Origin of the sequence: Parasynechococcus sp., from assembly GCF_042954325.1 — a bacterium.
Classification (GTDB): Bacteria; Cyanobacteriota; Cyanobacteriia; order PCC-6307; family Cyanobiaceae; genus Parasynechococcus.
In genome coordinates, this window is sequence record NZ_JBGKDS010000097.1 from 16,251 (window position 1) to 28,524 (window position 12,274).

Consider the following 12,274-nt stretch of genomic DNA (forward strand, 5'->3'; position numbering starts at 1 on the left):
TCAGACCGCTCCTGTCGCGGAATCCGGAATCGGATCGGGATCCTCATCGGGAAGCGCATCGAGCTGAGGGTGCTGCGGCACCTCGGTCGGATCCGCCCGACAGGCGAGGGTCAGCAAGGCAGAGGACATACCGGCATTGGTGACCAGGACCTGCACCGGTGATCCAGCCATGGCCGGCAGGGTGAGCACCCGCAACGGTCCCCGCTCCTGAAGGATCTCTCCCTCGGCAGACAACACCGTCATGGCCATCAACGGCGTGCCATTGATGCCGAGCACCAGCCGATGGTTGGCTGGCACCGTCAGCGTGATCAAACGCGCTCCACCCGCCATCACTCGAGCGGAATGATTCGTGGATGCCGCAGGTACAGCTTTGACCTGGTCCACGGCAACGTCCTGCAGGCGCTCGATGGCCGTCGCAATCCAGAGCTGCCGATACGGTTCCTGGGGCTGTTGACCATCCCCATCTCCCGGGAGCAGATCCCTGGCCGCTGCACTCACCAGCTGCTCGACCACGCGGGGACTGAGGCCCTGCGCCACCAAAACCTGCTGCTGCTGTTGCCAATCGGCCTCGCCCAGTCCACCGAGGCGACGACGCAATCCCGGTGGCAACTGCTCCAGCCGCGCCACCCACTCCTCCGCCAGAGCAGTCCACTCCTCCTCGGTGGTCGCCGGACCAGCCGAGTCAGACGAACGCAACTCCACGCTGCGATCCACAAGCGACACAAACCAGCTGCGGTCGATCTGCAGAGCACGCAACCGGCTCAAGAGCTGTTGGCGCTGATTGGGCTCCGGCGGCGTCGCCGCCGGCTGTTGCCCAAGACCGATGGCATCGGGTTCGAGGGAGGGCGCGGGGTCTCCGGAGCCTCCCCGGGACAACAACGTCCAGCCCAGTCCGGACCCCAAAACCGCTGACAAGGCCAGAACCAGTAACACCGGCCAGACCCGGCCCTCCGCACCCTGGGCCCGGAGCTCGGCACGGCTGAGACGACGGCCAGAGACAGAAGCAGGTTCCGGATCAGCGGGGGGTGAATCCTCTGCCACCGCAGGCAATTGAACCGGGGATGGGGTGACAGGGGAAACCAACCCGGCGGGGATCGCCGCCAGGGCCTGCATGGCGTCCTCCGCGGAACCGAAGCGCTGCTGGGGGTCCTCGCTCAGCAGGCGCGACAAGAGCGTGCGGACACCATCACCGAGGCCCTCGGCTCCAGCCCAGGTCCATGGGAGAGGCGTCCGATCAGCCACCGCACCAGTCGGCTGACCGCTGAGCAAATGCATGGCGAGGGCCCCAAGACCATGGAGGTCCTGCCAAGGCTCACCGGCTTCGCCCAGGAACTGAACCGAAGCGAGATCGATCAGCACCGGAAGGCTGTCACGTTGACGGCGGATCACGGTGCTCAATTCCAGGGAACCGAGGACGAGCCCACGCCCGTGAAGAAACGAGAGCACCGGAAGGAGCTGACGCAGAAGCTGGAGCACCTCCTCCACAGGCAGCCGACGTTGATGGGGAGGGCATTGATCCAGGATTTGTTGATAACTGGATCCCTCCTGCCAGTCACGAACGAGCCACAGCGCATCCGAGCCCACGAATTGCTCACCGCAACGGGGGATCTGCGGGTGACGCATCGAGCGGAACAACGGCCAGAGCCGCTGCAGCCGCTGACGAGCTTCATCGGCCTCGATCTGATGCAGAACAACGCATCGATCGCCATCGACCGCATCACGGGCCAGCCACAGCGTTCCCTGCGATGGCACACCGGACAACAACACTTTGAGGAGCCGGTAGCGCTCTTCCAGCACAGTGCCGACGGCGACAGGACTGGACTCGGTCACTGACGGCCGAAAAATGTCATTCAAAGGTTACCGACGATCCATCCGCTGACATCGCCACCTAGGGTCCGGGCGAGCTTGAACTACCGCCTTGCTGCTCGACACCCTGCTGGATGTGCGACAACGCAGTGAAGCCCTGATCGCTCCGCTCGAGCCGGAGGATCTTGGATTGCAAGGCATGGCCGATGCCAGTCCGCCGAAATGGCATCTCGCCCACACCACCTGGTTTTTCGACACCTTTCTGCTCCAGCCGCATCTCGCCGGCTACGAACCCTGTGATCCGGTCTGGAGCTATCAATTCAACTCGTATTACGACGCCGTCGGAGACCGTCATCCACGGCCGGAGCGCGGCATGCTCAGCCGGCCCGCGATCGCTGACATTCTGGCGTGGCGGCAGCGGGTCGATCGCGCGCTGAGCCGTCTGCTCGAAGACGGTGATCCTGCGCTGGCTTCCCTGGCGGAACTGGGCCTGCATCACGAACAGCAGCACCAGGAACTGTTGTTGATGGATCTACTGGATGGCTTCTCGCGGCAGCCAATGGAGCCCGTCTACGACCTCAACGCTGACCTCACAACAGTGGTTGATGGAGACGCTGGGGAATGGCTTCCCTGCGACGGAGGCTTGGACGAAATCGGTCATCAAGGCGATGGCTTTCACTTCGACAACGAAACGCCCCGGCACCGGGTCTGGCTCGAGCCCTTCGAGCTGATGTCGCAGCTGGTGAGCAATGCCGAGTACCGCCAATTCATCGCCGATGGCGGCTATCAACGCCCAGAACTGTGGATGAGTGAAGGCTGGGCGGTGCGGCAACAACGGGACTGGCAGGCGCCGCGGTACTGGCGCGGAGACGGCCCGTCCGACCGCTGGGACCAGGAGTTCACCCTTGCTGGACGCCAACCGCTCCAGCCCGATGCCCCCGTCCGCCACCTCAGTTGGTTCGAAGCGGATGCCTACGCCCGCTGGTGCAACGCACGACTGCCCAACGAAGCGGAGTGGGAAGTGGCGCAGCGGACGCATCGCGATCGACTGAAACAGGCCCACCGCTGCCTCTGGCAATGGACCGCGAGCCCCTATCGGCCCTACCCCGGATTTCAACCGGTCGAAGGGGCCGTTGGCGAATACAACGGCAAATTCATGAGTTCCCAGTTTGTGCTGCGGGGCAGTTGCTGGCTGACGCCGCCAGGCCATGAACGTGACAGCTATCGGAACTTCTTCCCGCCGACAAGCCGATGGATGGCCTCAGGCCTAAGACTGGCCCGATGACACCGACGCGCACCAGTTCGACCCTCGACCTGATCGACCTGCATCCGGGTGCCGCCGATCTACGGCGCTTGGTCCGTGCAGGTCTGATGCAGCAGCCAAAGCAGCTGCCGGCCTGGCTGCTGTACGACGCGGAAGGGTCGCGTTTATTCGCTGAAATCTGCCAACAACCGGAATACACCCTGACGCGAACAGAGATCCGACTGCTGGAACAGCAGGCGGAGACCATTGCCGCCGCTGTCGGCCCCGGCGTGATGGTCGAATTCGGGATCGGCAATGCCCGCAAGGTGGATCCCCTGCTCCGCGCCCTGCGGCCCTCAGCCTTCATCGCCCTTGATATCAGTCGCAGCGCGCTGACGGATGCCCTGAGCGGCCTGGCCTCCAGCCATCCGGACACATCCATGCTCGGCGTCTGTTGTGATCACAGTGTGTTGGCTGCAATGCCGAGCCATCCGTGGCTCGACAACCAGCGGCGAATCGGGTTCTTCCCAGGAAGCTCACTCGGCAATTTCAGCCCCGAGGCTGCCGTCGAACTCCTGCAACGGTTCCGCCATTTGCTCGCGGGAGGGCCCCTGCTGCTTGGACTGGATCAACCGCGGGACCCGCGTCAACTGGAAGCGGCCTACGACGATGCCGCCGGTATTTCCGCAGCATTCGCGCGCAATCTGCTCCATCGCCTGAACCGTGAATTGAACGGCACCATCGATGTCGATCAATTCGACTACAGAGCCCGCTGGGATGAGAGGGAACAACGGATCGAAATGGCCCTGATCAGCAGGATCGACCAAAGTTTCACCCTGGAAGACCAGCACTGGAGCTTCCAAGCCAATGAACGGCTGATCACCGAACACAGTGTGAAATACACCCCTGCTGCTGCGGCTGATCTTGCCGCCAGGGCAGGCTGGACGATTCGTGAACGCTGGCACGATCCTGCCGATCAACTGTCGCTGCATTTGCTGGAGCCGTCAGACTGAGGGGAAGCAACTCCGGCGATATGAAAAAAGACGAGCGACGAGAGGCGATCAAATCACAACGTGAGCAGTTGATTCATGAGCTTGAAACTCTGTACATGGCAGCGTTTGACCGCCTCGGCCAATTGGAAGGGGACATCGGCGAAGTGAAAGCGGCGCAATTCACCCAGATCATCCTGAACTCAAAACTGGCAGCGATCGAACCCCTGCGGAAAGAGATTGAAAATCCTGTGATCACCACGCCAGCAGAGCCATCGTCATGAGCACCTGGCTGGATCAGCTGGAGCGGGAACTCGACCAACGCTTATCAGCATTTCTGCGCAGCAACCCCCTGCAGGACCAACTGTTTCGGGAACAACATCAGCAGGACCGCGCCATTGCACTCCAGCGCCAACGCCAGCAACTGCAGCAGGAAGCGGAACAACAGCGGCGGCGCCTCATCGACGTTGCGGCGGAAATCCGGTCGTGGACCGATCGCACAACCCGCGCCAAGCAGGCCGGGGCGGATGACCTCGCACATCGAGCCCAGGATCATCTTGAGGGGCTGATGGCTCAGGGCCGCGACCAATGGAATGATCTGGACAAACTGGGCCGGCGCTTTGCTGAAGTCGAAGCCCAGCTCAAGGACTTGGCCGAACAGACACCCGTGAGTCAGACCGGCCTGGAACAGGATTGGGCACTGTTCGAGGCACAGCAGGAACTGGAACGGCTCAGACGCGACAAAGGGCTGAGCTAACGCCCAGCCCTTTGACGGATCAAGCCTTCGGAGCCGGGGGCTCGAGGCTGACGCCTTCGGGCGGAGGCGTGGGGTCGGGATCGGCGATCAGCATGTGCTGCAGCACGATTTCCGGACGCTCACTGTCCCGCCACCTGATTCGGTAGGCGGGCATTTTGGTACCACGGCTGGTGGTCTGCTCAACGGGTTCCATCACCCAACCCCGGCGGGAACGCCCCTGGGGATTGCGCTTGACAACCGCGTCAGCGTGCTTGAAGCGAAACCCTACGCGTTCACCACTCATGGGGTCAGGACCATGCCACTACGTTTCATTATCCCACTGAAGGTGCAGCTTCAGTGCGACTCTCTGGACGAAGAAGTGGAAACGCGATCACATCGCGAATCGACGGACTGTCGGTGAGCAGCATCACCAAGCGATCGATCCCGATCCCGAGGCCACCGGTGGGTGGCATCCCAACTTCCAGGGCTGTCACGAAATCTTCGTCCAGCCCCTGCGCCTCAAGGTCACCGGCCGCCTTGCGCTCCTGTTGTGCCTCCAGTCGCTCACGCTGATCAACGGGATCGGTGAGCTCACTGAACGCATTGGCATGCTCACGGCCAACGATGAACAGTTCGAAGCGTTCCACCAGACCTGGCTTACTGCGATGGGGTCGAGCCAAGGGCGAAATCTCCACCGGGTAATCGGTGACGAATGTCGGCTGAATCAAGGTTGACTCAACAGCCTGCTCAAACGCTTCATTCAGCAAGCGGCCGACGGAATCAGCGAGCTCCGGGACATGGAGTCCTTGGGCCTTCATCGCCGCTGCTGCCTCCTCACGGCTGCTGAAGCTGGTGAAATCCAAACCGGTGGCATCCCGGACGAGATCGTGCATCGTGGCGCGACGCCAGGGGGCCTTTAGATCAATATCCGTGCCCTGATAGTGAATCGTTGTCGTGCCACAGACGTCCTGGCAGACCGAGGCGATCATCTGCTCGGTGAGCTCCATCATTCCGATGTAATCGGAATAGGCCTGATAAATCTCGACGGTGGTGAATTCCGGGTTATGCCGCGTGCTGATCCCCTCATTGCGGAAAATCCGTCCCAGTTCATAGACCCGCTCGAAGCCACCCACCACCAGACGCTTCAGGTGCAATTCCGTGGCGATCCGCAGGGTGAGGGGAAGATCAAGGGCGTTGTGGTGCGTCTCAAAGGGGCGGGCATCGGCACCACCGGGTTCGCTCTGAAGCACGGGGGTTTCGATCTCGAGGAAATCACGGGCATCGAGCCAGCGACGGATTCCGCTCACGAGGCCCGCCCGGCGCCGGAAGGTTTCACGGGTCTCCGGGGAGACCACCAGATCGAGATAACGCTGGCGATAGCGCTTCTCCACATCGGCCAGGCCATGCCATTTGTCAGGCAACGGCTGCAACGACTTGGTGAGCATCTTCCAGTCGCTCACCTTCACCGACAGCTCACCGCGGTCGGTTCGCCGAAGGATGCCGGTCACACCGATCCAGTCGCCGGCATCCACCAGTGAGGTGATTTGCTTGAACCATCCCTCCTGCTGCGCGTCCAACCCAGCTTTCTCGAGGAACAGCTGAATGGTGCCGGTCTCATCGGCAAGGGTGAAGAACGCCAACTTGCCCATCACCCGCCGAGTCATCACCCGGCCGGCGACCGACACCGTGACATCACGCTCGGCTCCATTGGGCAGATCGGCGTGATCAGCCTGTAGAGCCTGCATCCGATGACTCGGCTGAAATCCGAGGGCATAGGGCCCCTGATCAAGGTCTTTGAGCGCGTTCGCTTTCTCAAGACGTGTGGCGCGCAGCTCAGACACAGCAGCAGAACAGACGATCGGGCGCCATCCTGCCGCTCCGCGGGGCTGGATCAGGCCGAAGCGGCCTCACCGACCCTCTGTGAGGAGTAACCGATGCCTCGAACGGTGAGGATGAGTTCAGGGTTGCGTGGATCGGGCTCGAGCTTGCCGCGTAAGCGCGCGACATACACATCAACAACACGCAAATCTGCGGAGCGACGGGGGGGATAACCCCAGAGCTGCTCAAGGATTTCAGCCCGTGGGACCACCCGACCGGGCTCCCGGAACAGCAACTCAAGGAGACTGAACTCCGTGTAGGTGAGGTTGATGCGCTCTCCCGCACGGGTGACCTGTCGACGGTTCGTATCAACGATCAAATCGCCGAGACAGAGCACACCCTGGCCGGTGGGCATTTCCCGACTCTCGACCTCGGCATTACCGCGACCCACACGGCGAAGAATGGTCGCAATCCTGGCCTCTAATTCCTTCGGGCTGAAGGGCTTGGGAAGGTAATCATCGGCGCCAAGATCGAGACCAGCAACGCGCTCGGAGATCGCCTCGACGGCCGAGAGGAAAATGATCGGAACACAGGATTCAGCCCGCAGCCGACGGCACACCGCAAAGCCATCGAGCTTTGGCAGCATGACGTCCAAGACGATCAGATCCGGGCTTTCGCTGTGGAACATCTCGAGAGCCTGTTCACCATCCTCGGCGCAGATCACGCGATAGCCGGACAGCTGCAGTCGCATCACCAAAACACGACGAACGGCGGGCTCGTCATCCACCACAAGGATCGTGGCTTTGGGGTCTAGGGGCTCTCCGCCCGGCATCCGTCACACACTTAACGAGTTGCAACCATACTGTTCAAAGTGGACGAAGCGGCAGGTAAAAGCCGGTGTCAAGGGTGGTTTACAAATTCTCTTAAGAATTGCCACATCGCCGCCTACGGCCAGCGTGACTGCGAGTACTGATCCCATTGCCGGCGCGCTGCCGCAAGGGCATCCGCACTGCTCAATTGCCCGAGCATGGCCCGCTGTAGCTGGGTGTAAAGGATTTTTTGCAGGCGCTTGATCCCGGGCAACGCCGGCACCAGGACACGGGCGGACCGGAGGGTCTCAGCAGACAGCAACCGAGCCTCACGGATCTGTGTTTGCCCAAGACTGACCGGAGCTTCCTGCTCGAGCTCCGCACGAATCTGCTCCAACGCCGCCACAGACGATGGCAACACCCGCGCTTCGCGGGCGAAGCGAGCCTGATTGGCGGCATCGGTGAGAAACAACGCGAACGCCAGGGCCTCGCGTTGCTGACGGCTCTGGCGCGGCACCGCCAAGGTCATCAAGGCAACATTCGCCGTGCCATCGGAGCCCGTGATGGGCGGATGGGCTCGGGTCACAGCCGCCACACCGGGCGCGTTCGTCTGAATGCTGCGCAGGAACTCAGCCCCTGTTGCCGCCACTGCCAGATCACCGCTCTGGAAGAGTTCGATGGCCCGCCGCTGACCCTGACTCACCACCTCCCGGGGCAACAGACCCTCGCGATACAAGCCCGACCAGAAGGCAAAGGCGTCCCGGCCAGCCGGGCTATCAAACGCGGCACGGCGGTTGTCATCGAGGAGCTGAACCCCCATTTGCACCAACGTCTCCAACATTTCCGCTGAATCGTCGGGAACGACCGTCATGAAGAGGCCGTAGCGCCCCGTCCGCTCGCGAATCCGCCGAAGGAAATCAGGAAGTTCGGACCAGCGCTGGGGTGGTGTCTGCAGCCCGGCCTGCTCTAACAACTGGTGATTCACCAGGCTGAGGCGAACCGTTAAGTACCAAGGGATGGCGATGCGACCCGCGTCCGCATCGCGACACGCATCCCAAGCTGAGGGGAGATAGGTCTCCGCGGCTCCAACAGGCAGCAGCGGATCCAGATCCGCCAGCCCGCCTTTGCTGGCGAGATTGGCCGCGAACGGAGGATTGAGGTTGACCACGTCCGGTGCGGTTCGGGCGAACACCGCCGCGAGGAGCTTGCGCTCCACCGAACCCCAAGGGAGATCGGTCCAGGACACCGGCCATTGCGGGTTCGTTCGCCGCCACGCGGCAAGCAGATCCGCGAAGTAGGGGTTGAATTTCGGTGCCAGCTGCAGGGTCCAGAGCTCCAAGGCCGTGCGCCCGGAGGAGGCGCCACGGCACGCTGCCAGCCCAGTTGCCAAGGCACTCAGCAACAGATGACGTCGACGCAACACAAGGCTCATCCCGGTGATCTCCTTCGCCAGAGCAACAGTTGCAGGGAGACCAGCAACGGAGCAACCAAGGCGGTCACCAAGGACTGACAGAGCAACGTCTGCACCCCCCAACTGCGCAGCCCGAGCTCAAGAACCAACCCATGACCCCACCAGATCTGAAGCAGCACGCCCAGCCCGACCACCAGGGCCCCGATCCAGGCGAGCAGCCCGAGGTTGAGGCTGCGCTGAATTGGAGCGGCACGGCGCCCCAGCCGCCCCCACCACCATCCGAGCAGCATCAGCGCCGGAACTTGTGAGCCGATGTCCAGGCTGAGTCCATCCAGTACGAGACCCAGCCCCAAGCCAGCCATCACTCCGGACACGGGCCCGTCCACCAGCGACCAGGGCAAGAGCCAGAGCACGGCCCACGCCGGTCCGACACCGGCAATGGCCAGCCAGGACGGGGCCATCAGGGTGAACAGCGGGACCATCAGAGCCGAGACGACACAGATCGGTTGTCGATGCAAACGATTCATCGCGTCAATCGGTTTTCACTTGCACCCAATCGATCGCCTCCGGTGCGGCGATCAGCTGCAGCACGGCCATGGGCGCTGGAACCGATCGCTCATCGACCGATTGGATCACCCCCACCGGCACGTTGGCGGGAAGCAGGGTGCTGGCCGGGGATGTGCTCACCAGATCTCCTGGACGCACATTGGGATCCTTCTCGATGAACCGCAAACGAGGACGGCTGCTGCCTTGGCCCACCAGCAGCGCATGACTGCGGGAACGCGGCAACCAGACACCGATCTCCGTGCCGGGCGCCGTGAGCAACTTGACCCTGGACGTGGCCGGAGTGACGCTGACGATCCGGCCCACCAGACCACCCGGACCCAGCACGGGATCACCGGCGCTGATCCCATGGCTCGCCCCCCGGCCAAGCTCCAGCTGCTGCCACCAGCCCCGTGGCGTCCGCGAAATCACCGCAGCAGGGACGAGACCTTTTCCCTCACCGCGTTGCTGAAGCTCGAGCATGCCCCGCAGGCGCTGGTTGTCTTGCTCCAACAGCTGAAGCCGTGCCCGTTGCTCAAGATCATTCGCAGCGGTGAGCCATTCGCGTTGGGCCGACCCGGGCCAGAACGGACGGCTGAGCAAGGCATAGGCATCCGCAAAGCCAGCACCCTTGCTCAGGCGCACCATCAACAACGCGGCGACAAAAAGCAGCCACGGCGTCAGTCGACGGGCGCCTCGCCAACGGCCCTTACCTGGCCAGAGGGAGGGTGCCATCGAATCAGGAGGTGGCGGACGAACGCACGAATTCCGGTGTATCGACCACCCGCTTCAAGCGCTTCCAATCTTCCAGCACCTGACCGCAGCCATTCACAACGCAGAGCAAGGGGTCCTCAGCCACATGGACAAAAATGCCGGTCTCATGGCTGATCAAGTCACTGATTCCGCGAACCAAAGCGCCGCCACCGGCCAGCATGATGCCGCGATCGACAATGTCTGCAGCCAGCTCAGGGGGGGTGCGTTCGAGGGTGCGCTTCACCGCCTCAACGATCACATTGAGCGGCTCGGCAATCGCCTCGCGCAGGTCACCGGCTTTGAGGTTGATGGTGCGGGGCAGACCGGACAGAAGGTGAAGACCTCGAACGTCCATGGCCTCCTGATCAAAGGCGTCATCCGGGAACGCGGAGCCAATGCGGATCTTGATGTCTTCAGCGGTGCGCTCGCCCACCACCATGTTGTGCACCTTCTTCAGATAGACGCTGATTGCATCGCTGATCTCATCACCGGCGACACGCACGGATTCACTGAGAACCGTGCCGCCGAGGCTGAGCACCGCGACTTCCGTCGTGCCACCACCGATGTCGACAATCATGGTGCCGACGGGCTCCGTCACCGGCAAACCGGCACCGATGGCAGCCGCCACCGGTTCATCGATCAAATGCACTTCACGGGCTCCCGCCATACCGGCCTCCCGCACGGCACGGCGCTCCACACCGGTGACACCACTGGGGATTCCCACCACAAGACGGGGAGCCATGATGCCGCGCCCCTCGTTGCCCTTGGTGATAAAGGTCTTGAGCATCTGCTCCGCCGCATCGAAATCGGCGATCACCCCGTCGCGCAACGGACGGACCGCACGGATGTTGCCGGGGGTTCGGCCCAGCATCAGCTTGGCCTCATCACCAACGGCCAGGGTTGTATTGCGTTCGAGATCCAGTGCCACCACCGAAGGCTCCTGCAGCACGATGCCGCGACCGGAGACATAAATCAGTGTGTTGGCGGTTCCGAGATCGATGCCGATGTCCCGTGAGAGCTGAAAACGACGGAAGAACACGGACGGCGAACCAGGCCGGCGAATCATAGGGGTGTTCCCCCACGCTGCCTGTTACAGCCGCTGAGCGCGGTGGAACTCTCCTGAAGCCGCCACGAATGCTGTGGCGCATCATTGATCCATCACCAGGAGGACAACATTTATGGGCGTGAATTCCGTGACTCTCGTCGGCCGTGCCGGCCGCGATCCTGAAGTGCGTTATTTCGAATCAGGAAGCGTCGTCGCCAACCTGACCATCGCCGTGAATCGCCGCAGCCGCGACGATGAGCCGGACTGGTTCAACCTTGAGATCTGGGGCAAGCAGGCCCAGGTGGCCGCGGACTACGTCCGCAAAGGATCCCTGCTCGGCATCATCGGCAGCTTCAAACTGGATCGCTGGACGGACCGCAACAGCGGAGAAGAGCGCAGCAAACCCGTGGTGCGGGTGGATCGCCTGGAACTGCTTGGCTCCAAACGCGACAGCCAAGAGGCTGGCGGCAGCTTCGGCGGCGGGCAGGCCTCCGACGAGGAAATCCCCTTCTGACCTAATCGGCCGACTGCCGCCGGCGCCAGATGCGCAACCCCAGCCAGATGGCGCCGCCCAGAACGGCCAACACCAGCCCAACTTTCACCACCTTGGAGACGGGGTCGATCCAGAGCTCAACGTTGTTGTAACCCTCGCCAAGCACCATGCCGGCCAGGGTGAGCAACAGGGTCCAGATCAAACTTCCAGCGGTGGTCCAGAGCAGGAAGGGGGTCAACGGCATCAACTCAATCCCGGCCGGGACAGAGATCAAGGTGCGGATGCCTGGCACCAGCCGTCCCCAGAACACCAGCGCCGTTCCATAGCGGCTGAACCAACGGCGACTGCGCGCCAATTCTTCGGAGCTGATGCCGATCCAACGACCGTGGCGACTCAGCCAGAGCTCGATGCGTTCCTCATTGATCAGGCGTCCGATGCCATACCAGGGCAACGCCCCCAGCACGGTGCCGAGCAAACCAGCAACAACAACCGGAATCAACGCCAGCTGACCCTGCTGCACGTAAAAGCCCCCCAGAGGCATGATCAGCTCCGAGGGGATCGGAGGAAACAGGTTCTCCAGAAACATCGCCGCGAAGATCGCGGTGTAGCCCAGCCACTGGTTGGCTTC

Annotated in this window: 14 protein-coding genes; 5 read left to right on the forward strand and 9 right to left on the reverse strand. The window is 62.5% G+C overall.

Features of this window, described 5'->3' with window-relative positions:
* Window positions 1-1,830 (reverse strand): serine/threonine protein kinase, encoded by a 1,830-nt coding sequence (locus ACGVKB_RS11975; protein ID WP_392351958.1) that lies wholly within the window; start codon window positions 1,828-1,830, stop codon window positions 1-3.
* An 88-nt stretch (window positions 1,831-1,918) separates the two neighbouring features.
* Between ACGVKB_RS11975 and egtB the strand changes: the two genes are divergently transcribed.
* The 4 genes from egtB to ACGVKB_RS11995 are packed head-to-tail and all read left to right on the forward strand — an operon-like array spanning window position 1,919 to window position 4,795.
* Entirely contained in the window at window positions 1,919-3,091 is a 1,173-nt protein-coding gene (egtB, locus tag ACGVKB_RS11980; RefSeq protein ID WP_392351959.1) for an ergothioneine biosynthesis protein EgtB, read from the forward strand.
* The gene (gene egtD, locus ACGVKB_RS11985; protein ID WP_392351960.1) at window positions 3,088-4,062 is read left to right on the forward strand and encodes an L-histidine N(alpha)-methyltransferase; all 975 of its coding nucleotides are present in this window, start codon (window positions 3,088-3,090) and stop codon (window positions 4,060-4,062) included. Before egtB ends, egtD begins: the two co-directional genes overlap by 4 nt.
* Before the next feature lie 20 nt (window positions 4,063-4,082).
* Entirely contained in the window at window positions 4,083-4,322 is a 240-nt protein-coding gene (locus ACGVKB_RS11990) for a hercynine metabolism small protein (protein WP_392351961.1), read from the forward strand.
* A complete protein-coding gene (locus tag ACGVKB_RS11995; protein WP_392351962.1) occupies window positions 4,319-4,795 on the forward strand; it encodes a hercynine metabolism protein in 477 nt (158 codons plus the stop codon). Before ACGVKB_RS11990 ends, ACGVKB_RS11995 begins: the two co-directional genes overlap by 4 nt.
* A gap of 19 nt (window positions 4,796-4,814) precedes the next feature.
* Here ACGVKB_RS11995 and ACGVKB_RS12000 read toward each other — a convergent pair whose 3' ends face one another.
* From ACGVKB_RS12000 to ACGVKB_RS12030, 7 genes are all read right to left on the reverse strand, one after another.
* A complete protein-coding gene (locus tag ACGVKB_RS12000; RefSeq protein ID WP_006851112.1) occupies window positions 4,815-5,078 on the reverse strand; it encodes a hypothetical protein in 264 nt (87 codons plus the stop codon).
* Between the two features lie 28 nt (window positions 5,079-5,106).
* A complete protein-coding gene (gene lysS, locus ACGVKB_RS12005; protein WP_392351963.1) occupies window positions 5,107-6,615 on the reverse strand; it encodes a lysine--tRNA ligase in 1,509 nt (502 codons plus the stop codon).
* Window positions 6,616-6,665: 50 nt separating this feature from the next.
* The gene (gene rpaB, locus ACGVKB_RS12010; protein ID WP_392351964.1) at window positions 6,666-7,424 is read right to left on the reverse strand and encodes a response regulator transcription factor RpaB; all 759 of its coding nucleotides are present in this window, start codon (window positions 7,422-7,424) and stop codon (window positions 6,666-6,668) included.
* 113 nt (window positions 7,425-7,537) lie between these two features.
* Window positions 7,538-8,833 (reverse strand): ABC transporter substrate-binding protein, encoded by a 1,296-nt coding sequence (locus tag ACGVKB_RS12015; RefSeq protein WP_392351965.1) that lies wholly within the window; start codon window positions 8,831-8,833, stop codon window positions 7,538-7,540.
* Window positions 8,830-9,339: a rod shape-determining protein MreD gene (locus ACGVKB_RS12020; protein WP_392351966.1), complete on the reverse strand. Its 510-nt coding sequence runs from the start codon at window positions 9,337-9,339 to the stop codon at window positions 8,830-8,832. Before ACGVKB_RS12020 ends, ACGVKB_RS12015 begins: the two co-directional genes overlap by 4 nt.
* A gap of 4 nt (window positions 9,340-9,343) precedes the next feature.
* Window positions 9,344-10,090 (reverse strand): rod shape-determining protein MreC, encoded by a 747-nt coding sequence (gene mreC / locus ACGVKB_RS12025; RefSeq protein ID WP_392351967.1) that lies wholly within the window; start codon window positions 10,088-10,090, stop codon window positions 9,344-9,346.
* A 4-nt stretch (window positions 10,091-10,094) separates the two neighbouring features.
* Window positions 10,095-11,147 carry a rod shape-determining protein gene (locus ACGVKB_RS12030; protein ID WP_392351968.1) on the reverse strand — a complete coding sequence of 351 codons (1,053 nt, stop codon included), beginning with the start codon at window positions 11,145-11,147 and terminating at the stop codon, window positions 10,095-10,097.
* Between the two features lie 139 nt (window positions 11,148-11,286).
* On the opposite strand from ACGVKB_RS12030, the gene ACGVKB_RS12035 reads away from it, so the two are divergent.
* The gene (locus ACGVKB_RS12035; RefSeq protein ID WP_392351969.1) at window positions 11,287-11,667 is read left to right on the forward strand and encodes a single-stranded DNA-binding protein; all 381 of its coding nucleotides are present in this window, start codon (window positions 11,287-11,289) and stop codon (window positions 11,665-11,667) included.
* 1 nt (window position 11,668) lies between these two features.
* Here ACGVKB_RS12035 and ACGVKB_RS12040 read toward each other — a convergent pair.
* On the reverse strand, window positions 11,669-12,274 hold a 606-nt coding region (locus tag ACGVKB_RS12040; RefSeq protein WP_392351970.1), incomplete at its 5' end, for a DedA family protein.

What these genes read in the sequence shown, in the direction of transcription:
- ACGVKB_RS12035 (WP_392351969.1), top strand. Translation starts at nt 11,287, where the DNA reads ATGGGCGTGAATTCCGTGACTCTCGTCGGCCGTGCCGGCCGCGATCCT.
- ACGVKB_RS11995 (WP_392351962.1), top strand. Translation starts at nt 4,319, where the DNA reads ATGAGCACCTGGCTGGATCAGCTGGAGCGGGAACTCGACCAACGCTTA.
- ACGVKB_RS12015 (WP_392351965.1), bottom strand. Translation starts at nt 8,833, where the DNA reads ATGAGCCTTGTGTTGCGTCGACGTCATCTGTTGCTGAGTGCCTTGGCA.
- ACGVKB_RS12000 (WP_006851112.1), bottom strand. Translation starts at nt 5,078, where the DNA reads ATGAGTGGTGAACGCGTAGGGTTTCGCTTCAAGCACGCTGACGCGGTT.
- ACGVKB_RS11990 (WP_392351961.1), top strand. Translation starts at nt 4,083, where the DNA reads ATGAAAAAAGACGAGCGACGAGAGGCGATCAAATCACAACGTGAGCAG.
- mreC (WP_392351967.1), bottom strand. Translation starts at nt 10,090, where the DNA reads ATGGCACCCTCCCTCTGGCCAGGTAAGGGCCGTTGGCGAGGCGCCCGT.
- egtD (WP_392351960.1), top strand. Translation starts at nt 3,088, where the DNA reads ATGACACCGACGCGCACCAGTTCGACCCTCGACCTGATCGACCTGCAT.
- rpaB (WP_392351964.1), bottom strand. Translation starts at nt 7,424, where the DNA reads ATGCCGGGCGGAGAGCCCCTAGACCCCAAAGCCACGATCCTTGTGGTG.
- ACGVKB_RS12020 (WP_392351966.1), bottom strand. Translation starts at nt 9,339, where the DNA reads ATGAATCGTTTGCATCGACAACCGATCTGTGTCGTCTCGGCTCTGATG.